Here is a 24,439-nt window from a genome sequence, read left to right as displayed (position 1 = left end):
ATGGTCATGCAGCAGCACCTTCGGCGCCCGAACGATCTCCGCCAACGAAACAGCCACCATGGGTGGAGGGTAGTAGGTTTCAACGTCGCACTCCGGCACGGGACACGGGTATTGCCGATGCCGGCGCGGGTGCCGGTCACCAGCCAGGCAGGATGTCTACGATGCTCACCGACGTACTGCCGTACCTGCGTTGCCCGGTCTGCCGCGCGCCGCTCGCCGCCCATGACGGCGGCGTCCCCCGCGCGGGCGGCACCAACGGCAACGCCGACGGCGCTGTCCGGGCGCTGCGCTGCCCGGCTGGACACAGCTTCGACGTGGCCCGGCAGGGCTACGTGGACCTGGTGACCGGCCGGGCCCGGCACGCCGGCGACTCCGCCGAGATGGTCGCCGCCCGCGACGAGTTCCTTCAAACCGGACATTTCGACGTGGTCGCCACGGGGCTGGTCGAGGCGGTGGGCAGCCCGGCCCCCGACAACCGAGCCCCCGACAACCGGGGCGCGGGCAGGCCGACTCCGGACGACCGGGCCGGGCCGATCGTGGTCGATGCCGGCGCCGGGACCGGGGCCTACCTCGCGGCGGTGCTCGACGCGCTGCCCGGCGCCGTCGGACTCGCCCTGGACCTGTCCAAGGCGGCGGTACGCCGGGCCGCCCGCGCCCATCCGTCGGCCGCCGCGGTCCGCTGCGACACCTGGCGACCGTTGCCCGTCGCCGACGCCTGCGCCGACCTGGTGCTGAACGTGTTCGCTCCGCGCAACGGCGGGGAGTTCGCCCGGATCCTGCGGCCACGCGGCGCGCTGGTCGTGGTCACCCCGCTGCCCGACCATCTCGCCGAGGTGATCGGCCCCCTCGGGTTGCTCCGGGTGGACCCGGCGAAGGACGACCGTACCGGCGCGGCGCTACGGCACCACTTCGACCGGGTCGCGCTGCACGTCCTGCGCCGACGGCTGCGCTTGTCGCACCGCGACGTCACCGCGCTGGTACGGATGGGACCGAGCGCCCGGCACACCGACCCGGCCGACCTGGCCTCGGCGATCGCCGCGCTGCCAGAACCGGTCACCGTCACCGCCGCCGTCCAACTGGCGATCTACCGCTGCCGGCCGGGCAGCTGACTGAGGACCGGTCAGGTCGACAGGTCGACCTCTTCCCAGCCGGGCGGTGCGTCGTGGTACGGGCCACGGAGAACGACCGCCCATTCCAGGGCCCACCGCCGTTGCCCGATGGCGTTGGCGTCCACCACCCCGGGCAACGGGTCGCCCCGCCGTTCCGCTTCCAGGTAGCCCCAGTCCAGGCAGTAGTAGAAGTCGAGCAGTACAGCGGCCTCGGCCGCGTCGCGGGGGGCGACGAGGGTCCGGGAGCGCCATTGGGCGAAGGTCTCGCCGGCCGCCAGGTTCGGCAGCAACGCCATCAGCCGGTCGTCGGAGACCGCGACCGGGTCGAGATGCCGGGTCAGCCCCAGCACCCAGGCCAACGCGAAGATCGCGTCGTGGTGCAGGACGAACGAGCGGTGGTCGCCGCGCCCCCCGATGACGAACTGCCACTCCGGCGGGGTGACCAGCTCGACCAGATGCGAGTTGAGCAGCCAGCTCATCGCCGCCTGCGGTGGCATCCCGAAGCAGCGGGCCAGCACCAGATGCAGGATCGCGGTGCGGGCCTCGATCTCCGGGGTGGGCCGCAGCTCGACCCCGTCGCCCGGCTCCCAGACCAGCGGAAAGCCGGCCGGAGGCAACGGTAGGCGGAGCCGGCGCAGCTCGTCGAGACTCTCCGCGCGAATGGCCCGGGGGTCAGGAGCGAGTACGGTCACAGCCTTCGTTCCCTGCTAGTCGGCGTCGGCTTCTCTCCTGAACGGACCCCCGGCGAGGCAGGATATCCGCTCTGTGTCACGGGTACCACGACAAGGGGTATCGGTACGCCGGTCGTAGCGGATCAGGCGATCCGGTCGACGACCAGCTGGGTGGTCGTCGATGGCGCGTCGGTGAGCTGAACGGGATCCGTCGGGCCGAACCCACCGGAGAGGGCCGGCAGCACGTCGGCGATCCGGTCAGGGGCGTCGGCGCGCAGCTCGACGAGGGGGTCACCGGCCCGGACCGGCTCCCCCGGCCGGCGGTGCAGGATCACCCCGGCAGCGGCGCTGACCGGATCCTCCTTGCGGGCCCGGCCGGCACCGAGCCGCCAGGCGGCCACCCCGATCGCGCGGGCGTCGACCGCGGCGACGTAACCGTCCCGGTCGGCGCGGACCAGTTCGGTTTCGGCGGCGACCGGTAGCGGGGCGTGCGGGTTCCCGCCCTGGGCGGCGATCATCGCCCGCCAGGTGTCCATCGCCCGGCCGTCGCGCAGCGCGGCGGCCGGGTCGGCGTCGGGCAGGCCGGCGGCGTCGAGCATTTCGCGGGCCAGCGCGAGGGTGAGTTCCACGACGTCGGCCGGCCCACCGCCGGCGAGCACCTCGACCGCCTCGGTCACCTCGACCGCGTTGCCGACCGCCCGGCCGAGCGGGGTGGACATGTCGGTAAGCAGGGCGACAGTACGGACGCCGTGTGCGGCACCCAGGTCGACCATGGTGCGGGCGAGCTGCCGGGCGTCGGCGACCGACGCCATGAAGGCTCCGCTGCCCACCTTGACGTCGAGGACCAGTGCGCCGGTGCCTTCGGCGATCTTCTTGCTCATGATCGAGCTGGCGATCAGCGGGATCGCTTCGACGGTGCCGGTGACGTCGCGCAGCGCGTACAGCTTGCGGTCGGCCGGGGCGAGGCCGTCACCGGCCGCGCAGATGACCGCGCCGACGTCGCGCAGCTGGTCGACGAAGCGGTCGTTGGCCAGGTCCGCCCGCCAGCCGGGGATCGACTCCAGCTTGTCCAGGGTGCCGCCGGTGTGGCCGAGCCCTCGGCCGGACAGCTGCGGTACGGCGGCACCGCAGGCGGCGACCAGCGGGGTCAACGGCAGGGTGATCTTGTCGCCGACGCCGCCGGTGGAGTGCTTGTCGACGGTGGGCCGAGGTACGCCGGACAGGTCGAGCCGCTCGCCGCTGGCGATCATGGCGGCGGTCCACCGGGCGATCTCCGCGGTGTCCATGCCGCGTAGCAGGATCGCCATGGCCAGCGCCGACATCTGCTCGTCGGCGATCTCACCGCGGGTGTACGCGGCGATGGTCCAGTCGATCTGGGCGTCGCTGAGCCGGCCGCCGTCGCGTTTGGTGCGGATCACGTCGACGACGCCGGCCATCTTGGTGCTGTAACTAGACAAATCGGTCATACCTTCACGATGGTTCCAGGGTCGCGGGCGACGCCGGAGAGGGCGGGGTAGGAAATCGGCTGCCGGGTGCTTGCGGTGCTACCGCGCTCGATCAGCCGGTCCAGCGGGTGCTCACCTCGGTCGGCGGGTCGCCTTCGCCGGCCCAGGAGACCCCGCCGTCGGCGTCGACCACCACCACCCGGTGGGTGCGCGCCCGGCCCCAGGCCACCACCGACTCGGCAGACGGCCAGCTCGGCGCCTCCTCCAGGATGCCCGAGCCGGCCGCCTCGCCGGTGGATTCGGACCGTTCCCAGTAGCCGGTCCAGACCAGCTCGCCGCCGGCCGAATCGGGGTGTACGAAGACGGTGCCCCGGCCCCGCCACTTGGCCAGCCGGGCCGGCACCGCGGTGTCCGGCGCCACCACCGGGCGCCCGGCGGCGTCGGCCCGCCCGACGTGCTCGGGGCCGACCCGGTCCCGCTCCGCCGCGCCACGACCGGCGCCCCGGCCGACGCCGCCGCCTGGGGCGAGCGCGGCGGCCGCGAGGTCCGCCGGGCCAAACGCGTGCGGCAGCAGCTCCGCCACGGTCAACGGCGCCGGCAGCGCCTCGACCTGGCACTCCGGCCCACCGTGCTCCCACAGCAGCTGGCGGCAGCGCCCGCACGGCATCAGCGGCTGGCCATCCCCGCCAACGCAGGACAACGCCACCAGCCGGCCACCGCCGGTGCTGTGCAGCGACGAGACGACGCCACACTCGGCGCAGAGCACCACGCCGTACGCGGCGTTCTCGACGTTGCAGCCGACGACCACCCGGCCGTCGTCGACCAGCCCGGCCGCGCCGACCGGGAAGTTCGAGTACGGCGCGTACGCGTGCCGCATCGCCTCGGTCGCGGCCCGCCGCAGCTCCACCCAGTCGATCTCCACGACTGCCCTCCTCACCTGCACCGGCCACCGCCACCGGCCGGTCGGCCCGGTTCGTACGACCGGACCTGACCGGCCAGTAGTAAACGGTAACCGGCGTTGATCAGGCTTTGATGTAGGGCTTGCCGTCGGCGGCCGGCGCACGTACCCGGCCGACCAGTCCGGCTACCGCCAGGATCGTCGCCAGGTACGGCAGCATCGCCAGGAACTGGCTCGGGATGGCGCTGCTGATCGCCCCCAGGTAGGCACCGAGCTGGTCGGCGAAGCCGAAGAACAGCGACGCCAGCAGCGCCCCGGTCGGGCTCCACCGGCCGAAGATCATCGCGGCGAGGGCGATGAAGCCCTTGCCGCCGATCATGTTCTTGGTGAACGAGTAGAGCAGCAGGGTGTACGACCCGCCGCCGATCCCGGCCACCATGCCGGCCAGCAGCACGTTGCGGTAACGCAGCCCCAGCACCCGTACGCCGAGGGTGTCCGCCGCGATCGGGTGTTCGCCGACCGACCGGGTCCGCAGCCCCCACCGGGTCCGGAACAGCGCCACGTTGATCACCACGACCAGGATCAGCGCCAGGTAGAGGAAGATGCTGCCGCGGAACAGCGCCGGCCCGAGCACCGGGATGTCGGACAGCAGCGGGATCTCCCAGGTGCCGAAGTGCGGCGGCTGGTTGTAGGCCGGCTGGTCGGTCTGCATCAGCCGCTCGTAGAGGAAACCGGTCAGACCGATCGCGAACAGGTTCAGCACGATGCCGATGACCACCTGGTCGACCAGGTAGCGGATGGCGAACAGGGCCAGCAGCAGCGAGATGAACGCCCCGCCGAGGGCTGCGGCGATCAGCCCGACCCAGACGTTGCCGGACATGGTGCCGATCAGCGCACCGGCGAACGCACCCATCAGCAGCTGGCCTTCAATGGCCACGTTGACCACCCCGGAGCGTTCGCAGAGCACCCCGGCCAACGAGCCGAAGATCAGCGGCAACGCCAGCAGGAAGGTGCCCCGGACGATGTTGACCATCGGCATGAAGTTCTGCCCGGTCGGCGCGGTGGAGATCTGCCAGCAGAGGAAGCTGACCACGAAGCCGACGATGCCGACGCCGAGCAGCCACCGGAACCAGCGGGCACCGTACGGGCTGAGCAGCAGCGCGCCGGCGGCGAGGGTCGCCAGGCCGAACAGCACCGCGCCCAGGTTGCCGGGGATCCGCAGCGCGGCCCCGCCGGCGGTCTCGCTGAGCGTGAACCGGGCCTGCTGCTCGGCGGCGAGCGAGCCGAAGACGGCGGCCGCGACCACGCCGGCGGCGACCAGGACGGCACCGCTGATCCGGGTACGGCTCCAGAACCGTTGCGTCACCGCCACCGGGGCGTCAGTTGCGATCATGGTGGACAACGCGGTCACCAGCCCTTCGCCATGCTGGTCTGCAACCGGGCGGACCGGGCCGCCCGGAGCTGGAAGATCGCCTTCACCAGGGCGGGGGCGGCGATGAAGATGACGATCAACGCCTGGAGCACGGTGACCAGTTCCAGTGAGATGCCGGAACCCGACTGCATCGCGTTGCCGCCGGCCCGCAGCGCCCCGAACAGCAACGCCGCCAGCGCGACACCCCACGGTTTGACCCGGCCGAGCAGGGCGACCAGGATGCCGTCGAAGCCGATCTGGGCCGCGACCAGCGGAGTCAACGCGTTCGCCGTGGAGCCCAGCACCATGTTGGCGCCACCCAGCCCGGCCAGCCCGCCGGCGACCACCATCAGCAGTACGTAGGTGCCGGTGACACTGATCCCGGCGGTCCTCGCGGCATCCGGGTTGGCGCCGACGGCGCGCAGTTCGAAGCCGAACGCGGACCGGTTGAGCAGCCAGGCGACGGCGGCGGTGACGGCGACTGCCAGCAGGATGCCGGCGTGCACCCGCAGCCCGTCGCCGAGCAGCCGGGGCAGTTGGGCGGTGGTGTCCACCGGCCGGCTGATCGCGTCCGGCCGGTCCGGGTTCTGCACCCCGGGCTGCACGATGATCCAGGTGAGGAAGTACAGCGCCACGTAGTTGAGCATGATCGTGGTGATCACCTCGTGGGCGCCGGTGCGGGCCTTGAGAAAGCCGGGGAAGAAGCCCCACAGCGCGCCGCCGAGCGCCCCGGCCAGCACCGCGACGACCACGTGCAGCACCAGCGGCAGCGGCAGCAGGAAGCCGGCCAGCGCGGCCACCACGACGCCGATGATCGCCTGCCCCTGGGCGCCGATGTTGAACAGGCCGCCCCGGAACGCCAACGCCACCGACAGCCCGGTGAAGACCAGCGGCGCGGTGTAGGTCAGCGTCTCGGAGATCGGCCGGAACACCGTCGGCCACTCGGTGTCGCCGGCGACGAAGGACCGCACCGCCGAAGGGTCGATCACCGAGCCCTTGAACAGGTTGGCGTACGCCTCGCTGACCAGGGTCCAGCTGGCGGACAGCGCGTCGCCCGGGCGGGCGAAGAAGTAGGTGTAGGTGGCGAGCACCTCCGGGTCGGAGACGATCATCAGTACCCCGCCGATGACGACGGCCAGCAGCAGCGCGAGCACCGTCACGGTGACGGTGTTGGCGGCCCACAGATTGTGCAGGAAGCGCTGGCCGAGGGAGTCGCCGTCGGGGGCGGGCGGGCCGGTGCCGGCGGACGGCTCGGCCTCGGCCTGCGCGGCGGCGTGCGCGGCGGCCGCCGGCTCGGCTTCGGCGGGCGGCTTGTCCGGCGAACCGGCCGACGAGCCGTTGTCGCTGCTCATTGCGTCCCTTCTTGCTCGGTCCCGCCGGTGACCCCGGCCATCAGCAGGCCGATCTGTTCCCGTGGGGTGTCCGGTCCGACCACGGCGATGATCCGGCCGCTGTACATCACCGCGATCCGGTCGGCCAGCCCGATCACCTCGTCCAACTCGCTGGAGACGACCAGGACGCCGGTGCCGGCGTCGCGTTCGTCGATGATCCGGCCGTGGATGAACTCGATGGAGCCGACGTCGACGCCCCGGGTCGGCTGGGCGGCGATGAACAGCTTCAGCGGCCGGCTCAGCTCCCGGGCCACGATCACTTTCTGCTGGTTGCCGCCGGACAGGGTGCCGACCGCCGCCTGACCGGACGACGTACGGATGTCGAACTGGGCGATCCGCTCGGTCGCGGAGGCGGCGATGGCTGCCGGCCGCAGCACCAGACCGGAGCCGAACGGCGGCTGGTCGTACAGGTCGAGCACCAGGTTCTCGGCGACGGAGAACTCTTTGACCACGCCGTCGACGCTGCGGTCCTCCGGCACATAGCCGACTCCGGCACGGAGCACCCGTTTGGCGCTCCAGCCGTCGATCCGCTCGCCGTTGAGGGTGACCGTGCCGGCCGCGGTCGGCAGCAGACCCATGATCGCCTCGACGAGTTCGGTCTGGCCGTTGCCCTGCACTCCGGCGATGCCGAGCACCTCGCCGGCCCGTACGGTCAGGTCGACCCCGTCGACCACCCGTACGCCGCGCTCGTCGTCGACGACCAGGCCGGCCACTTCGAGCACCGGCTCCCCCGGCTGCGCCGGGGTCTTGTCCACGGTGAGGCTGACGCTGCGGCCGACCATCAGCGCGGCCAACTCGTCGCGGCTGGCGGTCGGTTCGGCGGTGGCGACGGTACGGCCTCGCCGGATCACCGTGATCCGGTCGGCGATCGCCTTCACCTCGCCGAGCTTGTGGGTGATGAAGACGATCGACTTGCCGGCTGCCTTCAGCGACCGCATGACGGTGAGCAGTTCCTCGGTCTCCTGTGGGGTGAGCACGGCGGTCGGCTCGTCGAGGATCAGCAGGTCGACGTCGCGGGTCAGCGCCTTGACGATCTCCACCCGCTGCTGGATGCCGACCGGCAGGTCCTCGATCACCGCGTCCGGCTCGACCGCCAGGCCGTACCGGTTGGAGACGTCGACCACCTCGGCGCGGGCCCGGCGCTGGTCGAGGAAGCCGAGCAGCCCGCCCCGGGTGCGTTCGGCGCCGAGCATGACGTTCTCCGCCACGGTGAGCACCGGCACCAGCATGAAATGCTGGTGCACCATGCCGATGCCGGCGGTGATGGCGTCCCGTGGGCTGCGGATCTTGATCGGGGTGCCGTCCACCAGGATCTCGCCCTCGTCCGGTTGCAGCAGCCCGTAGAGGACGTTCATCAGGGTCGACTTGCCGGCGCCGTTCTCGCCCAGCAGGGCGTGGATCTCGCCGGGCTCGACGGTCAGGTCGATGTGGTCGTTGGCGACCAGGTCGCCGAAGCGTTTGGTGATGCCGCGCAGTTCGAGTCTCAGCGGAGCCTCCCGGGGAGACTCCGGGCCACCGGCGGGTGCCCGGAGGGTCGATGGCTGAGCCGCCCCTGTCACCGGGGTCTACGGACCCCGGTGACAGGGGCGGGGTGTCGCTCGCGGGGCGTGCCGGGGCAGCCCCGCGCACGCCGGCCGCCGGTTACTCCGGCTGCGCGTCGGAGGTGACCTCGATGGTGCCGGCGATGATGTCCGCTTTGAGCTGCTCGACCTCGGCCTTCAGCTCGTCGGAGACGCGGTCGTCGAACTCGTTGTACGGGGCCAGCGAGACGCCGTTGTTCTCCAGGTTCCCCAGGTAGCCCGGGTCGGCGCTGAGCTCGTCGCCGTTCGCGCCGGCCAGCACGGCCTGCTTCACCGCGTCCGGGATGTTCTTGACCACGGTGGTCAGGAAGGTGTCGCAGTACTGCTCGGCGCTCTCGCAGCCGTCGACGTCGACCCAGATCACGCTGTACGCGCCACCGGCGGCCTGCGCGGCGGCGGCGGTACCCAGCCCGGCGCCACCGGCGACCGGCATGATCACGTCGGCGCCCTGGGCGACCAGGCTGTCGCCGACCTTCTTGCCCTCGTCCTGCTTGACGAAGTCGTTGGTGAACGAGCCGTTCTGGGTCGCCTTGTCCCAGCCGAGCACCTGCACGTCGGCGCTCTTGGCCTGGTTGTAGTGGGCGACGCCGTCGACGAAGCCGTCCATGAAGATGGTCACCGGCGGGATCGGCAGGCCGCCGTAGGTGCCGACGATGCCGCTCTCGGAGAAGCCGGCCGCCAGGTAGCCGGCGAGGAACGCGGCCTGGGCGGTGTCGAACTGCATCGGGTAGACGTTGGCCAGGTCGGTCGTGGCGTCGACGATGCCGAACTGCTGGTCCGGGTTGGCGTCGGCGACCGCGATGGTCGCGTCGCGCATCAGGCCGCCGACGGCGAGGATGAAGTCGCAGTCCCCGGTGACGTAGCCGGTCAGGTTCGGCTCGTAGTCGGCCTCGGCGCTGGAGGCGACGTAGTCCCCGTCGACCGCGTCGTTCTCGCTCTGCGCCGCCTCGATGCCGGCCCAGGCCGAGGCGTTGAAGGACCGGTCGTCGATTCCGCCGACGTCGGTCACCATGCACGCCTTGTACGCCTCGGTGGCCTCGCCCCCGGTGCCGTCCGTGCCTTCGTTATCGGGTGCCTCGCCACACGCGGCAGCGGTGAGCGCCAGCCCACCCGCCGCGAACATCGAGACGATCCGCATCCCACGCGTAGCGCGCAAGACGGTCTCCTTCCATTGCACACCGCAGACTGTCGCGGCATCGAGTCCCCACCCGGCCGGTCGGACCGGACATACTTTGGACGGGAGCGTACGCGCGGTCCCGTCCACCGGCCGACAATCGTGCACGACTGTTGAGCCGCCGTTACCCTCGCGTAACTCTCCCGCGCGGGAGATCACCTGCGGATCCGCAGGATCGCTCCCGCCGCCGACCCTATAAGGGGCGGCAGCGGGTCGCCGGCGGTTCACCCGGTCGTGACCTGGGCAGGTGACGGCACGGTCGGTCGCCGTACGGTGGCGTGATGTCAGCGCCAGAAGACGGCGACGGCGGCGTTGACCAACGTCAGCACGATGATCGCCAGGAAATGCCCCTTGTTGACCGATTCGCGCTTATGGGAGAAGAAGACCATCGCCAGGATGGCGAGCCCGAGCACCAGTTTGGTAACGAGTTTCGCCGGGGCCGGTTCGTCGCCGTCGCGCAGCGGCGCGGACAACCCGATCCCGGTGACGACCTGGATCACCGCGCCCCAGAGCATCGCCGGGTTGATCCGGATGCGGCCGCTGAACCACTGGACGGTGGCGCCACCGAGCAGCAATGCGAACCCGATCAGGTGGGCATAGAGCAGGACGAGTCTGAAAGCTTCCACCTGCTCATCCTCGCGCACCGTGCCACGCCCGGCCGCCCCCGGGTCCGGCACGTCCTACCCCCTCAAAGCAGCGGGCAGCTGTCGATGTACTCGGAGAAGGCGCGGTCGTCGGCCGGCGGTGGGCAGAGGAACTGCTCGTACCGCAGGTCGTCGTCGACGAACCGCTTCAACCAGGCGACACTGGACGAGGCGATTGTGGCGTTCGGGATGTTGGGCGCGAAGTGGCTGGCACCCCGCAGCTCCAGGTACGCCGACTCGAGGTCGGCCGGGAAGCTCGCGTGGAACTGTTCCGAGTGGCGCCGTACCGAAGCGATGCCGTCCCGCTCTGCTCCGATGATCATCGTCGGCACCTGCAGGTCGGACCAGTTCTTGGTCAGGTTCCACGGGGTCAACGGGATGGCTGCCCGCAGTTCCGGCCGGGCGTCCGCCGCTTCCAGGGCTCCTCCCCCACCCATCGAGTGTCCGATCACCGCCAACCGGTCAGCGTCGACCCGGTCCCGCACCGGACTTTCCTGAGTGAGGAAGTCCAGCGCGGCGAGCATCTGCCGGCCCCGACTGGCCGGCTGGTCGGTCGTCCGGTTCGTGTCGATGTTGAACACCACGAAGCCCTGCGACGCCAGCCTCGGCGCCAGCCACGCCATCGACGACTGCCTGGCGGTGAAGCCGGGTGCGATCACCACACCGCCGAAGGTGCCCTCCGTGGTCGACGTCGGGAAGAAGATGGTCCCACCCCCGAATCCCGAGGCCTGGGAACGGCGTACCACCGTATCGTCGATGTCGAACGGACCGTTGGCCGCCGCGATGCTGGCCGCCGACGGCGCCGGTCCCCGCTCGAACGGGCTCTCCGCCGCCTGCGCGGTCGGCGCTAGTACGACGCCGGCGGAGATCGCCGCCGCCGCCGCGCCGCCGACGAAGAGGTTCCGCAGCCGGAGCCAGCGCGGACGGTCGACCGGACGGCGCCGCCGCCCGCGCGGCGACCGGTAGGTCGCCGTCGATGCTGTCTGTCCTGTCACGATCCTGATGTCCTCCCTCGTCGCGACAGGAACGTTTACGCAGGTCAATAGGCTATCCCGCACCTGTCGCAACTCGAAGTACGGCGATCGGACACCAGCGGTTCGTGGGTTGGCCGAACGGATGGACACCTCGGCACGAACAGCCAACCGTGCAGCCAACCGCGTGATCGACAGGTCGGCGTCGGGTGCCTGCGTGGACACCCCGGCGATGCGTGGAGCGGAGACCTCGTGGCTCAGGCGCCGGGCCGACGTCGCGGTCGGTCAGGACTGTCTACGCAGCCCGATGACCTGCAGCAGGGCGAACAGGCCGACGACCGCTGCCTGCATGACGATCCAGACTCGGGCGATTGTGGAAGGATCACCGATCCCGGCAGCCGCCACCACCAGACTTGCCGACACCCAGATCACATTGACGTCCACCACCGTAGCTGCGGCGCTGGCGCTGATCGTCGAGCGGCCGCCGACGAGCCAGACAACGACACCGAAGACGAGCAGGAAGACCCCGCCCCGGAGAAATCCCGTGGACAGGTCGAAGAGATCGCCGAGCATGCTGGCCGCCACAAGGTACGCCAGTCCGTTCATGCCGGTAACCACGGCATCCAGCTTCAACGCGAGTCGGAGGAACTTGTCGGATGCGCCGTCTGCAACGGAGCCGCGTGCCGCGGCAGCAGGAGTAGTCATGAGATGACACCTTGGCACCAACAGCCAGGTACCACTGCTGGTTCCGGTGATCGAAGACGGGTTCCGCGCTCCTCTCAGCACGCTCACAGCGTGTCTGCAGCATCATCGCCGGCATGCGAGCGGTGATGTTCGACGCGTACGGCCCGCCCGACGTGCTCAGCCAGGTCGATCTGCCGACACCCGTACCCAGTGGCGATCGGGTGCTGGTCCGGGTGCACGCCACCACGGTGACCTCCGCCGAGTGCGGGATGCGCCGGGGTGAGCCCCGGTGGGGCCGGGCGATCATCGGTCTGCGTCGCCCGCGCAACGGGATCCGGGTGCTCGGGCTGGAGTTCGCCGGCGAGGTCACCGCGACCGGGCCGGCGGTTAGCCGGTTCCGGGTCGGCGACCGGGTCTTCGGCTTCACCGGCTTCGGTGTCGGGGCGAACGCCGAGTACAAGTGCCTGTCGGAGCGGGCGTCGATGGCAACGATGCCGGCGAATGTGACGTACCCGCAGGCTGCCGCGACCGTCGACGGATTCACCACCGCCTGGCACTTCCTGCATGACCTGGCCGGCCTGCGACCCGGCCAGAAGGTGCTGGTCGTCGGAGCCTCCGGCAGCATCGGCACGTACGCCGTCCAGCTTGCGAAGCACCTCGGCGCCGAGGTGCACGGCGTGTGCAGCGGCCGCAACGTCGAGTTGGTCGGCTCGCTCGGCGCACACCGGGTGTTCGACTACACCGCCGAGGATTTCACCGCCAGCGGCGAACGCTACGACGTGGTCTTCGACACCGTCGGTCGCAGCTCGTTCGCCCAGTGCCGGCCGGTGCTCGCCCGGCGCGGCTGCTACCTGCCGACGACCGGCCTGATGACGAACAGCCTGCTGGCGGCCGGCACAGCTGTCACCCGCGGCCGGCGGGTCCGGACCGGGATGTCGGTACGCAAGCACACCGCCCTGGCCGCGCTGCGGGACCTGCTCGGCGACGGCCGGCTCCGGGTCGTCATCGACCGCAGCTACCCGTTGGCCGAGATCGTCGAGGCCCACCGGTACGTCGACAGCGGACACAAGGTCGGCAACGTCGTGATCACCGTCGTGGACGGCGACGCCCCCGCCTGAGTGGCGCCGCGCCGGGCACACGGCTCGGGAACCCAAGGTGTCTCCGCAGGTCTGATGCCACAGGTGCGTCAAAATGCACCTGTGGCATCAGCGCCCGGTTCAGGCCGACGGATGCTGAGCGGGTGCCAGGCTGTCGTGGGTGTCCGGCGCGGTTGCCGGTGCCGACCCGGCGCGGTCGAGGCGGGTGGCGGCAACGTACCCGAGCAGCAGCCCGACGGCGATCGCGCCGGGCAGGTAGGTGATGCCGTCGTACGCTCGCCCGTACTCCATCGGGAAGAGCGCGAGCCGGGACAGGGCAAGTGCGGCAAAGACCGTGCCGGGCGTGATGAGAATCCCGACGATCAACAGTGGCACGGTGAGAAGCAGGTGCAGGCCGATGCGTCGCGGGGAGGGTGACCGGCTGTGTATTCCGACGACGGCCCAGGCCGCTGCGGAGACCCCGAAGGCTACGGGCAGGGTGACGACGCGGATCCGTGACGCGCTGGGCCCGGTATTCACCGATGACATGTTCGCGGAGGCGTTCCCTGCGGGAGGCCGTCCGGCGGTGTCGCCGGGGGCGTTGGCGCTGGTGTCGGTGCTGCAGTACGCCGAAGGGCTCAGTGACCGGCAGGCCGCCGACCAGGTCCGGGCGAGGATGGACTGGAAGTATCTGCTCGGCCTGGAACTCGACGATCCCGGGTTCGACTTCACGGTGCTCAGCGACTTCCGTGCCCGGCTGATCAAGCACGGCATCGAGGAGAAAATACTGGATGTGGTCCTGGACCGGTGCGCGCGGTAGGGACTGCTGCGCGCTGGCGGTCGACAGCGGACGGACTCCACGCATGTCCTCGCGGCGGTGCGCACGCTGAACCGGATGGAGTTCGTCGGGGAGACCCTGCGGGCGGCCCTGGAGGTCCTGGCCGCAACCGTACCGGCGTGGCTGACGCCGCTGATCGACGCCGGCTGGGTCGAACGCTACGGCGCCCGTGTCGACTCCTACCGGTTCCCCAAGGGCGACGACGTGCGTACCCGCTGGGCTGAACAGGTCGGCCGGGACGGCTACCCGATCCTGGACGCGATCGCCGCCAGCGCAGCGCCCGCGTGGCTGCGCGAGATCCCCGCGGTCCAGGTCCTGGCCTGGCATGGCAGCAGCAGTACCACCGTGACGGCGAGGAGGTGCGCTGGCGGGAGGGCAAAGACCTCCCGCCGAGCAGAGACCGGGCCGTCGAGGGAACCGTCATTGTTGTCAAAACGGGCCCGAGACAACAATGTGGGTTCCCTCGGCGCATGGCCACGCGACGCGGGCCCGCCCTCGCCGGTTCAGCCAGCACCGCGAGGCAGGGGGCGGGCTGCCGGCACGGGACCTGCCGGCAGCCCGGGCGTCGTCCGCGACCGCCGGGAACGGGGGATCCGGGGGTAGCAGATGTTGCCATGTCAACCGTACGCCTTCCTGGCCGATGCGCGCCGCCCCGGAAGTTCCTAATCAATCACTCTTCGTCATGCCACATGAGCTGACGTGCGGCTTCAGCGACTGATCCGGACAACGAAGGATAAATTGTGATTGTGTGCGCCAATTGGCTCACCGTCATGTGGTTCTCGACCGCGACGGTGATCGGCATGATCAACTCGCTGGCCTTGGGAGCCACCACCACCCCGCCAATGACCTGCCCGCTGGCTGGCCGGCAGAACAGCTTGACGAAGCCGTCCCGCAGGTCGACCATCTTCGCTCGGGCGTTGCCGGCCAGCGGCAGCATCACCTGCCGGGCCTGCACCCGCCCGTCGTCCACCTCGTCCTGGGACACCCCGACGGTGGCCAGCTCCGGATCGGTGAAGACGTTCGCCGCGACGGTACGTAGCCGCAGCGGCACCACCGCCTCGCCGAGCGCGTGCCACATCGCGATCCGGCCCTGCATCGCCGCGACGCTGGCCAGCGGCAGCACACCGGTGCAGTCGCCGGCCGCGTAGATGCCCGGCACATTGGTACGCGACACCCGGTCCACCGGCACGTGCCCACTGTCCGCGACGGTCACCCCGTACTCGGCGAGCCCCAGGTCCGCCGTGTTCGGCACCGAGCCGACCGCGATCAACGCGTGCGAGGCGGTCACCGTACGGCCGTCACTGAGCCGCACCTCGACCCCGTCGCCGACCCGGGTGACCGCGTCGGCGCGCGAGTTGTTCAGAATCGTCATGCCCCGGGCCCGGAACACCTGCTCGATCGCCATCGCCGCGTCGGCGTCCTCGTGCGGCATCACCCGGTCCCGGCTGGAGACGAGGGTCACCGGCACCCCCATCGCCAGGTACGCGCTGGCGAACTCGGCACCGGTCACCCCGGAGCCGACCACCACCAGGTGCTCGGGCAGGGCCGGCAGGTCGTACACCTGCCGCCAGGTCAGGATGCGTTCGCCGTCGGGCACGGCGGTGGGCAGCTGCCGGGGCGTGGCGCCGGTAGCGACCAGTACGGTCGACGCCTCGATCGGGTACTCAACGTCACCGTTGTCGGGGCTGACGAGCACCCGGTGGGTGTGACCTAGCGTGTCCTCACCGAGCCAGGCCCGACCCGCGACGAATGTCACACCGGCCTTGACGAGTTTGCTGCGCACGTCGGCCGACTGGGCCAGCGCGAGCCGCTTCACCCGGTCGTGCACCGCCGCCGCGTCGACGGTGACCGCCTCCAGCCCGTCGGAGTCGATGCCGAACTCCTCGGTGTCCCGGTACCCGGTGACCACCTCTGAGCTGGCGATGAAGGTCTTGGATGGGACGCAGTCGGACAGCACGCAGGCGCCACCGGCCCCGTCCGCCTCGACCACCGTGACGTCGGCCCGCAGCTGCGCCGCGACCAACGCCGCCTCGTAGCCGGCCGGGCCACCGCCGATTATCACTATCCGCTTCAAAACGACTCTCTCCCCAAACTTGAACTTATGCTGACGAAACACCCGGCTGACGGCGGCCGTCGGCCAGTTGCCCGACACGCGACACGCTCACTCGTATTCTCCCTCACCCCCCTGCCGGGCTATCGTCATCGCCGTGCGTCACTACGCCGCGTATGGCTCAAACCTCGACCCTGCTCGAATGCGTGCTTACTGTCCGCATTCGCCGATGGTGGGCACCGGCTGGCTGGAAGGCTGGCGGCTCACCTTCGCCGGTGAGGGGGTGATCGGCTGGGAGGGAGCGGTCACCACCATCGTGGAGTCGCCGGGCGACCGGGTCTTCGTCGCACTCTACGACGTACATCCGTGGGACGCCGCGCAGCTCGACGAGGTCGAGGGTGCGTTGGCCGGCACCTACCGGCGGCTGACCGTCCGGGCGGTCACCCTGGACGGTGCGGTCACCGCCTGGGTCTACGTCTTCGACGGGTACGAGGGCGGGCTGCCCACCGCCTGGTACCTGTCGGAGATCGCCAACGCCGCCGAGAAGGCCGGCGCGCCGGACGACTACGTCGCCGAGCTACGGAAGCGACCCACCCGTACCGCCACCGCCTGACCTGCCTTCCACCGGCCGAGCAGCAGAGCACCGACGTACGCTCGTCAGTCGGCCGGCCGACCGGTCGCCGGCCGTACGTGGGACAGCGCAGCGTGCAGCAACTCGACGAGTTCCCGCCGGTGCTCCGCGCGCAGCGCGGCGAACGCCTGACCGGTGATCCGATTGGTCACCCGGTCCGCCCACAACCGGCGGCGGATCAGTGGGCCGACCGGCGGCCACGGCGGCGACCACCCGGCCGCGACGGCGGCCTTCGTCCCGTCCGGGCCGCCCAGCAGCGCCTCCACCGGCGTCAGCCCGGCCACCCGTACCGCCATCAGGTGGGCTCCGGAGCGGTACTCGGCGAGCAGCCGCACCGCGACGGCGGCCCGCGCCCCGGCAGCGTCGTCCGGCCGGGGCATCGCCCGCCAGGCGGCGAACAGCGGCATCGCGGTCGCGTCCGCCGCCCCCACCACCACCTCGGCCAGCTCGACCAGCCGGTCCACCTGTGGGTAGTCGCCGAGCTGCTCGGCACCCCACCGGCAGCATTCGGCCATGCTCACCGCCGCCACCCTGGTCGGGTCGGTCACCGCGCTGGCGACCTGCCAGCCGTCGGCCACCGCGTCGGCGGCAATGAACCCGAGCGCGGCCGCGACCGTTTCGGCCGGTACGCCGCCGAGCACCCCGGCCCGGCCGGCGATGTGGAACGCCCAGCCGCTGAGCCCCAGTTGGCGCGCCCGGCTCAACGTGCGCGGACACTCCTGGTACGCCGTACTCAACTCGTGCAGGCTGCGCCGGCACGCGCCGGCCGCCTGATCGGGAATCACCGCATCATCGCCCTTCGCCCACCCGCCCGGCCGGTCGCCGCCACCCACTTTCCGGTCAGCGGTCAGTCTGCGGCGCGGGCGGCTCCTCCAGCGCGGGCAGGTCCTCCAGCGCGGCTGCCACGTCGCCGGCGTACCGTCGGGCGGCGACGGCTGCCCGTTCCGCAGTCCTGCGCGCCACCTTACGACGGGCATGCTCCCGCTCGGCTGCTGAGCGTCGCCGTTCCCATTCGGCCAGTTGACGCTGTGCCTCGGCGACGGCGTCGGCCGCGTCCTGCTCGGCGGCGACGGCCCGGTCGAGTTCGGAGTGGGCTGCCCGCTGGCCGGCCTCGGCTTTGTCCAGCTCGTCAACCAACCGCCGCCGGCGGGCGGCCAGCGCCCGGGCGGCCTTGTCCGCCGCCCGCTCGCGCTCCCGCTGCGCTGCTGCCGAAGACTCCCCCGCCCGCGAAGACCCTGCCTTCCGCGAAGACTCCGCCTCCCGCGCGGACTCGGCCGCCCGGGTCGGCTCATCGGCGGCGGCCGCCTCATCGTCCGGGCCGACCAGCCGCAACCGGGGCCGCGGGACCTCACCGAAACCGGCGTAGCCGACCGCGCGGACCAGTCGGCCGGATCGCACCTGAGCGGCGATCTCCTCGTCGGCGAGGGCAGCGGACAGGGTCGCCTCGACCTCGCCCAGTGGCAGCTTCGTCGACGCCACCGCCGGGTCCTCGGCGACGGCCAGCTCCCGGCACTCGGCCACCAGCCCGTCGACCAACGCCCGCCGCCGGGTCGACAGCTCCCGCAGGTCCGGACCCCGCAGCTCCCGCTGAGCGGCGCGCAACTGACCGGAGAGTTCCACCAGGCCGTCGAGCAGGTCGGCGCGGCGCAGGGCGAGCAGGTTGACCAGCCAGGCGGCCACCGTCGGTTTGCGAAGCTTGCCGATGGCGCGGGCGGTGTCCGGGGCACTGCCCCGGGCGGCCGAGACGGCCTCGGTACGGGCCGCGACGAACCGCGCCGGCGGTACCGCGTACAGCCGTCGCACCACCTCGGCGGGTACTACGCTGCCGGTCACGGCGGCCCGGCTCAGCGTACCGAGGTGCCGGCCGGCAACCGGGCGTAGTCGCAACCGGCAAGCTTGGCCATGTTGCCGTCGGTGACCTTGTGCCCGGCGTCGTTGAGCAGCCCGTCGTGCAGGGCGAGCGCTCGGCGCGGGGCCACCGCACGGACGAACTCGACCGCCTCGGAGAGCTTCAGCCAGGGCGCGGAGACCGGCACGAACAGGATGTCCACCTCGGCATCGGTCGGCACGTCGAACGAGTCGCCCGGATGGTAGACCGAGTCGGCCAGCAGGAAGCCGAGGTTGGGCACCCGGGGCAGGTCGGGATGAATCTCGGCGTGCCATCCTCCGTACGCCTGGACCGGGATGCCGGCGGCCTCGAAGCGTTCCCCGGACTCGACGGCGGTCGCCACCTCACCGAGATCATCCAGCTTGGACATCACTGAGGAGTGAGTGTGGATGGTCACCGACGGTCGTCGGGCGAGGGCGTCGGTCAGCTGACCGACGTCGAGGTGGTCGAAGTGCTCGTGGGTGACGAGAACCGCGTCTACGCCATCGAGCGCGGCCGGCTCGCTGAACGCACCCGGGTCGATCACCAGCACCGCGCCGTCGTGTTCCACCCGTACGCAGGAATGCCCGAACTTGGTCAGTCGCACCGTGACCCCCTGTGAGCCGAATCGTGATCTGCCGCCTCGCAGTCTGCCGGAACCGGTCGGCTCGCGCCGCGCGTCTGAACGACACCTGGTGAAAGCGTATGACGATGCCGAGGAGCACCCCTTGACTGTGAACAACGGAAGAAGAGGCCGGTGGCGCACCGGCGGCCGGCGCGGCGCCTCGGCCGGGACGGCGGTCCTGCTCGCCCTGCTGATCCTCGCTGGCTGCTCAGGGTCGGACGACTCCGGTGTCAGCAGCACTGCCGACATGCCGCAGCGGGCCGAACCGGCACCGGCGGGTGGCGCGCCGGGTGACGGCGGAGTGACCGGCGGGGACGACGCGGACGGCGAGGAGGCTGCCGGTGCGGACGCGGCCGGCGGCGCCGAACGGGGCGGTCAGGCCGACCGGCCGGACGGGACCTCGCCGGTCGACCTGGCGGTGGGCAACCGGTCGATCATCTACTCCGGGTCGATCACCGTGCAGGTGACCGACGTGCCGGCGAAGGCCAGTGAGGCGGCGACGATCGCCACCTCGGTCGGCGGGTTCGTCGGGCGCGACCAGCGCTCCGAGTACGAGTCGTACGGCCGGGCCACGCTGGAACTGCGGGTGCCGGCGGAGCAGTTCGACCAGGTTGTCGAACGGCTGTCCCGCCTCGGCGAGGAGGTCAGCCGGGAGTTGACCACCCAGGACGTCACTGAGGAGGTGCTCGACCTGGACGCCCGGATCACCACCCAGCAGGCCCGGGTGCGCAGCGGGCGGGCCCTGCTGGCCGAGGCGGAGACCCTGGCCGATCTGGTGATGCTGGAGTCGGAGCTGGCTAAACGGGAGGCGGACCTGGCGTCGCTGGAGGCCCGCAAACGTGGCCTGGACGACCTGGTGACACTGTCGCGGATCACCGTCGAGCTGATCGGCCCGGACGCGACGCCACCGGTAGACGACGAGTCGGAGCTGGGTTTCCTGGCCGGACTGGGGGCCGGTTGGCGGGCGTTCGTCGGATCCATGCAGGTACTGGTCACCGTGCTCGGCGCGCTGCTGCCATGGCTGATCGCTCTCGGCGTACCCACGTTGGGGGTGTTCTGGCTGGTGCGGACAACGCGGGACCGGTCCCGGCCGGTTCCGGCCGCCACCGCGCCGGCCGGCGGCGCACCGGCGGCAGCGGCGGCCGGCGGCCCGGTGCCGGCACCGCGACGTGACGGCGACAGCCCGGACGGCAACGACGCGGACGGTGACCGCGCGGTCGGCGGCCGGGTCGGCGGCGACCCGCCGGCCGGCTGATTCGCCGGTCAGTCGGCCTCGGCCAGCTGCAGCACGGTGTGGACGAGCAGGCGGACGCCGACGGCGATCGCCCGCTCGTCCACGTCGAACGAGGCACGGTGCAGGTCGCTGCTAGCCTCGGCGCGGCCGACGCCGAGGCGGGCCAGCGCACCCGGCACGTACTCCAGGTACCAGGAGAAGTCCTCGCCGCCCATGCTCTGCGGGGTGTCGGCGACCGCGGCGGGGCCGAGGGCCGCTGCGGTGGCGGCGGTGAGTACGCCGATCGCGGCGGCGTCGTTGATCACCGGTGGTCGACCGCGCAGGTACTCGATGTCGACCGTCGCGCCGGTCGGGGCGACCACTTCCCGGATGATCTGGGTGACGATGTCCGGTGCGGCGTCCCAGGTCGGCCGGTCGAGCACCCGTAGGGTGCCGGCGGCGCTGGCCTCGTTGGGGATCACGTTGTACTGGGTGCCGGCGGACGCCTGACCGAAGACCAGCAGCAGGCCGGCGTTGGCCGGCACCCGCCGGTTGACCAGCGCGGGCACCTCGGTGACCAGCCGACCAAGGGCGTTGACCAGGTCGACGGTCAGGTGCGGGCGGGCGGTGTGACCGCCCGGGCCGGTCAGCCGCACGCTGATGTTGTCCGCCGCCGCGGTGATCGGGCCGACCCGCAGCCCGACCCGGCCGACCGGCAGGTTCGGGTCGCAGTGCAGCGCGAAGATCTGGGTGACGTCCTCCAGCCCGCCGGCGGCGATGACCTCCAGCGAGCCGCAGGGCAGGATCTCCTCCGCCGGTTGGAAGATCAACCGGACCCGCTGGCCCAGCTCGCCGCGGTCGGCGAGCTGGGCGAGCAGCATCGCCACGCCGAGCAGTACGGTCGTGTGCACGTCGTGCCCGCAGGCGTGGCAGGCGCCCGGCACGGTCGACCGGTACGGCACGTCCTTGACGTCGGCCAGCGGCAGCGCGTCGATGTCGGCACGCAGCGCGACCACCGGGCCGTCGGCGGGGCCGGCGTCGATGTCGCAGATGACGCCGTTGCCCTTGGGTAGCAGCCGGGCGGTGAGCCCCATCCTGGTGAGCTGGTTGGCGATGAACGCGGCGGTCTCGAACTCGTGGCCGGACAGCTCCGGGTGGGCGTGCAGGTGCCGCCGGATCGCGGTCAACTGCCGCCCGCGGACATCGAGCAACTGGTCCAGCCCGGCCGGCAGGGGTTGGGCACCTGGCAGTGGATCGGGCCAGGACGACGCCATCTCGCTGCCGGTGGGCAACGTCAACGCACTCGTCACGTCAGATTCTCGATCACTGTGGATGGGATGGGACTCCGACAGCCTAGACCGGAGACGGTAACGCTGCGCAACGTCATTCGGGTAGTGACCGCATCGCGTATTGTCATGGAATGCCTGGTAGAGGCGGTCGGACCGCTGCGGTCCGCCCCGAATGTCACCATCGTAGGCAGCCACGGGTCCCACACCTCCTACACCGAGTAACGAGCCACGCAGCGACCCGGCTGCCGGTTCGACCGAAAACTGACAGATATCTGACTGTCGCGACATCCCCCGGTCCGGGCATGCCGTCTGATAACGACACCGTGACGGGTTGCGCACCTAGAGTCCGATATGATGTACATTGAGCTACCACACGACGACACAGAGTCGACTTCTCACCAACCTCGGCGCGTAGCTTTCGTTCCGCCGAGCGACCCAGCAAGATAGAGGGGTTGGTTCCCCGGCCCCTCAATTTCTCTCGGCGGCATTTCCTGTGACTCAGATTCCGACGTGGAGTGGCGGACCAGTCAGCTCTACCAGCGCACGGGCGGCACCCGGCACCACCATCGGTGGCCGGTACTCGCTGCGTGCCGCGGTCGGGCACGGTGGCATGGGCACCGTCTGGCGCGCCACCGACACCCTGCTCCGACGCGACGTGGCGGTCAAGGAGGTCGTCCTCCCTCCAGGGCTGGCCCCCAGCGACCGCGACGCGATGTACGAACGCACCCTGCGGGAGGCCCGCGCGGCGGCCGCACTGCAGCACCCGGCCGTGGTCCAGGTCTACGACGTGGTCACCGAGGGTGGCCGACCGTGGATCGTGATGGAGCTGCTGGACGCCCGCAGCCTGGCCGACATGGTGATCGAGGACGGCCCGGTCGCCCAGCGCGCGGTCGCCAAGATCGGCATCGCGCTGCTCGGCGCGTTGGAGGTCGCCCACGCCATCGGCGTCCTGCACCGCGACGTCAAGCCGGCGAACGTGCTGATCTGCACCGACGGTCGCTGCGTACTCACCGACTTCGGTGTCGCCCGGATGCCCACCGATGTCCAGCTCACCACGCCCGGGATGGTGCTCGGCTCGCCGCACTTCATCTCCCCGGAGCGGGCCATGGGCCAGGACTTCGGGCCGCCGAGTGATTTGTTCTCCCTCGGCGTCACCCTCTACACGGCCGTCGAAGGACGCCCGCCCTTCGACAAGGGCGACCCGATCGAGACCATGCACGCCGTCGTTGAGGATCCGCCCGCCGTCCCAGTCCGGTCCGGCCCGCTCACCGAGGTGCTCTTCGGCCTGCTGGAGAAGGACCCGGCCCGACGCTTCGACGTGCCGACCGCCCGGAGCATGCTGCGCGAGCTGCTCGCCGGGCCGCTGGCCAGCAAGGCCCCGGCCAACCTGGTCACCGACCCGTACGCGGTGGTCTCGGTGCAGCGGCCGCCCAGCTGGCAGCAACAGGCTCCACCAGCACCGCCGGCGCAGCCCCAGCCGAGTGGCAAGATCGGCGGCCGGGCGATGATCGGCCCGGACGAGTCGCTCACCGACCGCCTCGCCGAGCTGCGCAAGGCCGGCCGGCAGATGCCGAGCGCGGCGCAGTGGTCCGCCGCTGGGCTGGACAACGCCAACCCGACCTCGCCAGCGGCCGGGGCGACCGCCGCGATGCCGATCAGCCAGACCGGCGTACCCGGTCCGCGTGGGCAGCAGCCGGGTCGACACGGCCACGGCCAGCAGGGCGACAACGGCCGGCAGAGCGGCCAGGGCGGTGCGCTACTCAGCCCGACCGGGGCGATGCCGGCGCCGAGCTGGGGCGACGGGCCGCCGGGCTGGGATCAACCACCGGCCGGTCGGCCGGCACCGGGAGGCGCCACCACCGCCGGAGCGATGCTGGACAAGGCGATAGCCGGGCTCCGGCAGGGCACCGGCAGCGCCGTCGAGAAGGTGAAGAGCTGGGACCGGAAGGTGCAGATCGGCGCGGCGGCCGGTGCCACGCTGCTGATCCTGCTGCTGTCCGTGACGCTGTTTAGTGGCGACGACGACGCGCCGCAGACCCCGTCTATCGTTGCGCCTGTCAACACTGAACCGCCAGGCCCATCATTCGAGACGCAAATCTACGTTGAGCGCGGCATTTCGGTTGCGGTACCCGACGGCTGGGCCAGGACAGAAGCTGGGGTCTGGGTCGATTACACCGACCCAGAGGAGAGTGGGCGTCGCGTTCGACTCCTTGTCGAGAACGCAGGTCCCTCCACTCAGCCGTTGTCTTTCCTCAGAGCCGCAGGCGACCGGTTGTCGAACAATCGCGGCAGTTGCCAGGAGCCGTATCAGGAGGTCAGACTGGATGAGTCCACGATTGCAGACCAGCCATCAGCTGAACTGGAGTACACCTGCGGCGAGGGACAGGAACGACGACACGGAATCTGGCACGCCGTGGTCGCCAACGGAAAGGCGTACTCGTTCTTCCTGACCACTCCAGACGCCCAGTTCGAGGAAAGTAAGCCGATCTTCGAAGAAATGGTACGAACTTTCTCTTTGACGAACAGCTAAAGCATGGACCTCCTGCCCGAGGACCGGCACCCCTTCCCCAGGGCGTACCGGTCCTCGGGCAGCGCAATTTACAAGAGCTCCACCTGACCACTCACCAGGCAGTCTCCAGAGTTCCGCAAGCAGTAGGCGCTTGACGTCGGCGACGAGGTCGAATGCAGAAGACGACCTGCCCCTGATCGTGGTAGTTGCATGCCGGGATACCACCGCCCCTGGGCAACGGCAGTTCGCAAGGGCACGCTGGGACACAAAGTCGCCCGACACGGTCATCCAACACCAACTCGCAGCGATCAGCATCCGGGAAGCCCTGAAACCTGCAACTCTTCGAGACTTGACAAAACTCCC

23 protein-coding genes are annotated in these 24,439 nt (G+C 70.9%); 7 read left to right on the top strand and 16 right to left on the bottom strand.

The window, feature by feature from the left end; all coding sequences use genetic code 11:
- Nucleotides 1-161: 161 nt before the first annotated feature.
- Nucleotides 162-1,109, top strand: a complete 948-nt coding sequence (locus ACFHW1_RS12655) for a putative RNA methyltransferase (protein WP_416568230.1) — start codon at nt 162-164, stop codon at nt 1,107-1,109.
- A gap of 11 nt (nt 1,110-1,120) precedes the next feature.
- On the opposite strand, the gene ACFHW1_RS12650 is transcribed toward ACFHW1_RS12655, so the two are convergent.
- From ACFHW1_RS12650 to ACFHW1_RS12605, 10 genes are all read right to left on the bottom strand, one after another.
- Nucleotides 1,121-1,801, bottom strand: coding sequence for a DUF4272 domain-containing protein (locus ACFHW1_RS12650; RefSeq protein ID WP_416555434.1), 681 nt, complete (start codon nt 1,799-1,801; stop codon nt 1,121-1,123).
- A gap of 122 nt (nt 1,802-1,923) precedes the next feature.
- Nucleotides 1,924-3,216 carry a thymidine phosphorylase gene (locus ACFHW1_RS12645; protein ID WP_416568234.1) on the bottom strand — a complete coding sequence of 431 codons (1,293 nt, stop codon included), beginning with the start codon at nt 3,214-3,216 and terminating at the stop codon, nt 1,924-1,926.
- Between the two features lie 121 nt (nt 3,217-3,337).
- Nucleotides 3,338-4,147: a cytidine deaminase gene (locus tag ACFHW1_RS12640; protein WP_416555432.1), complete on the bottom strand. Its 810-nt coding sequence runs from the start codon at nt 4,145-4,147 to the stop codon at nt 3,338-3,340.
- A 100-nt stretch (nt 4,148-4,247) separates the two neighbouring features.
- Nucleotides 4,248-5,525 (bottom strand): ABC transporter permease, encoded by a 1,278-nt coding sequence (locus ACFHW1_RS12635; protein ID WP_416555454.1) that lies wholly within the window; start codon nt 5,523-5,525, stop codon nt 4,248-4,250.
- A 5-nt stretch (nt 5,526-5,530) separates the two neighbouring features.
- Nucleotides 5,531-6,886: an ABC transporter permease gene (locus ACFHW1_RS12630; protein ID WP_416555430.1), complete on the bottom strand. Its 1,356-nt coding sequence runs from the start codon at nt 6,884-6,886 to the stop codon at nt 5,531-5,533.
- Nucleotides 6,883-8,484, bottom strand: a complete 1,602-nt coding sequence (locus ACFHW1_RS12625; protein ID WP_416555428.1) for an ABC transporter ATP-binding protein — start codon at nt 8,482-8,484, stop codon at nt 6,883-6,885. Before ACFHW1_RS12625 ends, ACFHW1_RS12630 begins: the two co-directional genes overlap by 4 nt.
- Nucleotides 8,485-8,566: 82 nt before the next feature.
- On the bottom strand, nt 8,567-9,643 hold the full coding sequence (locus ACFHW1_RS12620) for a BMP family lipoprotein (RefSeq protein ID WP_416615464.1): 1,077 nt from the start codon (nt 9,641-9,643) through the stop codon (nt 8,567-8,569).
- A 320-nt stretch (nt 9,644-9,963) separates the two neighbouring features.
- Nucleotides 9,964-10,305, bottom strand: a complete 342-nt coding sequence (locus tag ACFHW1_RS12615) for a hypothetical protein (protein ID WP_416615458.1) — start codon at nt 10,303-10,305, stop codon at nt 9,964-9,966.
- Nucleotides 10,306-10,367: 62 nt separating this feature from the next.
- A complete protein-coding gene (locus tag ACFHW1_RS12610; protein ID WP_416615462.1) occupies nt 10,368-11,231 on the bottom strand; it encodes an alpha/beta hydrolase family protein in 864 nt (287 codons plus the stop codon).
- A gap of 348 nt (nt 11,232-11,579) precedes the next feature.
- Nucleotides 11,580-12,080: a hypothetical protein gene (locus tag ACFHW1_RS12605; protein WP_416615456.1), complete on the bottom strand. Its 501-nt coding sequence runs from the start codon at nt 12,078-12,080 to the stop codon at nt 11,580-11,582.
- A 32-nt stretch (nt 12,081-12,112) separates the two neighbouring features.
- Here ACFHW1_RS12605 and ACFHW1_RS12600 point away from each other — a divergent pair, with 32 nt between their 5' ends.
- A complete protein-coding gene (locus tag ACFHW1_RS12600) occupies nt 12,113-13,096 on the top strand; it encodes an NAD(P)-dependent alcohol dehydrogenase (RefSeq protein WP_416555420.1) in 984 nt (327 codons plus the stop codon).
- A gap of 99 nt (nt 13,097-13,195) precedes the next feature.
- On the opposite strand, the gene ACFHW1_RS12595 is transcribed toward ACFHW1_RS12600, so the two are convergent.
- Nucleotides 13,196-13,441, bottom strand: coding sequence for a hypothetical protein (locus tag ACFHW1_RS12595; protein WP_416555418.1), 246 nt, complete (start codon nt 13,439-13,441; stop codon nt 13,196-13,198).
- Between the two features lie 31 nt (nt 13,442-13,472).
- Between ACFHW1_RS12595 and ACFHW1_RS12590 the strand changes: the two genes are divergently transcribed.
- Both ACFHW1_RS12590 and ACFHW1_RS12585 read left to right on the top strand, forming a co-directional pair.
- Entirely contained in the window at nt 13,473-13,874 is a 402-nt protein-coding gene (locus tag ACFHW1_RS12590) for a transposase (protein WP_416555416.1), read from the top strand.
- Nucleotides 13,875-13,931: 57 nt separating this feature from the next.
- Nucleotides 13,932-14,495 (top strand): hypothetical protein, encoded by a 564-nt coding sequence (locus ACFHW1_RS12585; protein WP_416555414.1) that lies wholly within the window; start codon nt 13,932-13,934, stop codon nt 14,493-14,495.
- A gap of 67 nt (nt 14,496-14,562) precedes the next feature.
- On the opposite strand, the gene ACFHW1_RS12580 is transcribed toward ACFHW1_RS12585, so the two are convergent.
- Nucleotides 14,563-15,966: an NAD(P)H-quinone dehydrogenase gene (locus tag ACFHW1_RS12580; protein ID WP_416555412.1), complete on the bottom strand. Its 1,404-nt coding sequence runs from the start codon at nt 15,964-15,966 to the stop codon at nt 14,563-14,565.
- Between the two features lie 133 nt (nt 15,967-16,099).
- Between ACFHW1_RS12580 and ACFHW1_RS12575 the strand changes: the two genes are divergently transcribed.
- Nucleotides 16,100-16,555: a gamma-glutamylcyclotransferase family protein gene (locus tag ACFHW1_RS12575; protein ID WP_416555410.1), complete on the top strand. Its 456-nt coding sequence runs from the start codon at nt 16,100-16,102 to the stop codon at nt 16,553-16,555.
- Between the two features lie 44 nt (nt 16,556-16,599).
- Here the strand turns inward: ACFHW1_RS12575 and ACFHW1_RS12570 are convergent, their stop codons facing one another.
- Genes ACFHW1_RS12570 through ACFHW1_RS12560 form a run of 3 tightly spaced genes read right to left on the bottom strand, consistent with a single transcriptional unit; the run spans nt 16,600 to nt 19,047 of the window.
- Nucleotides 16,600-17,358, bottom strand: a complete 759-nt coding sequence (locus ACFHW1_RS12570) for an SCO6745 family protein (protein WP_416568228.1) — start codon at nt 17,356-17,358, stop codon at nt 16,600-16,602.
- A 55-nt stretch (nt 17,359-17,413) separates the two neighbouring features.
- Nucleotides 17,414-18,406: a hypothetical protein gene (locus tag ACFHW1_RS12565; RefSeq protein ID WP_416568227.1), complete on the bottom strand. Its 993-nt coding sequence runs from the start codon at nt 18,404-18,406 to the stop codon at nt 17,414-17,416.
- Nucleotides 18,407-18,417: 11 nt separating this feature from the next.
- Nucleotides 18,418-19,047 carry an MBL fold metallo-hydrolase gene (locus tag ACFHW1_RS12560; protein WP_416555404.1) on the bottom strand — a complete coding sequence of 210 codons (630 nt, stop codon included), beginning with the start codon at nt 19,045-19,047 and terminating at the stop codon, nt 18,418-18,420.
- A gap of 127 nt (nt 19,048-19,174) precedes the next feature.
- On the opposite strand from ACFHW1_RS12560, the gene ACFHW1_RS12555 reads away from it, so the two are divergent.
- Nucleotides 19,175-20,320 carry a DUF4349 domain-containing protein gene (locus ACFHW1_RS12555; RefSeq protein WP_416555450.1) on the top strand — a complete coding sequence of 382 codons (1,146 nt, stop codon included), beginning with the start codon at nt 19,175-19,177 and terminating at the stop codon, nt 20,318-20,320.
- Between the two features lie 8 nt (nt 20,321-20,328).
- Here the strand turns inward: ACFHW1_RS12555 and ACFHW1_RS12550 are convergent, their stop codons facing one another.
- The gene (locus tag ACFHW1_RS12550; protein WP_416555402.1) at nt 20,329-21,588 is read right to left on the bottom strand and encodes an amidohydrolase; all 1,260 of its coding nucleotides are present in this window, start codon (nt 21,586-21,588) and stop codon (nt 20,329-20,331) included.
- Nucleotides 21,589-22,060: 472 nt separating this feature from the next.
- On the opposite strand from ACFHW1_RS12550, the gene ACFHW1_RS12545 reads away from it, so the two are divergent.
- The gene (locus ACFHW1_RS12545; protein ID WP_416555400.1) at nt 22,061-24,097 is read left to right on the top strand and encodes a protein kinase domain-containing protein; all 2,037 of its coding nucleotides are present in this window, start codon (nt 22,061-22,063) and stop codon (nt 24,095-24,097) included.
- The last annotated feature ends 342 nt before the right edge of the window (nt 24,098-24,439 follow it).

The organism is Micromonospora sp. LOL_014 (assembly GCF_048060245.1).
GTDB lineage: Bacteria > Actinomycetota > Actinomycetes > Mycobacteriales > Micromonosporaceae > Micromonospora_E.
The sequence above is the reverse complement of the archived record's forward strand: the minus strand, read 5'-3'. Positions and strand labels throughout refer to the sequence as shown.

Bases quoted from the DNA above. Each gene is read 5' to 3' on its own strand.
- ACFHW1_RS12600 (WP_416555420.1), top strand. From the start codon at position 12,113: ATGCGAGCGGTGATGTTCGACGCGTACGGCCCGCCCGACGTGCTCAGC.
- ACFHW1_RS12655 (WP_416568230.1), top strand. From the start codon at position 162: ATGCTCACCGACGTACTGCCGTACCTGCGTTGCCCGGTCTGCCGCGCG.
- ACFHW1_RS12620 (WP_416615464.1), bottom strand. From the start codon at position 9,643: ATGCGGATCGTCTCGATGTTCGCGGCGGGTGGGCTGGCGCTCACCGCT.
- ACFHW1_RS12630 (WP_416555430.1), bottom strand. From the start codon at position 6,886: ATGAGCAGCGACAACGGCTCGTCGGCCGGTTCGCCGGACAAGCCGCCC.
- ACFHW1_RS12645 (WP_416568234.1), bottom strand. From the start codon at position 3,216: ATGGCCGGCGTCGTCGACGTGATCCGCACCAAACGCGACGGCGGCCGG.
- ACFHW1_RS12590 (WP_416555416.1), top strand. From the start codon at position 13,473: ATGCGTCGCGGGGAGGGTGACCGGCTGTGTATTCCGACGACGGCCCAG.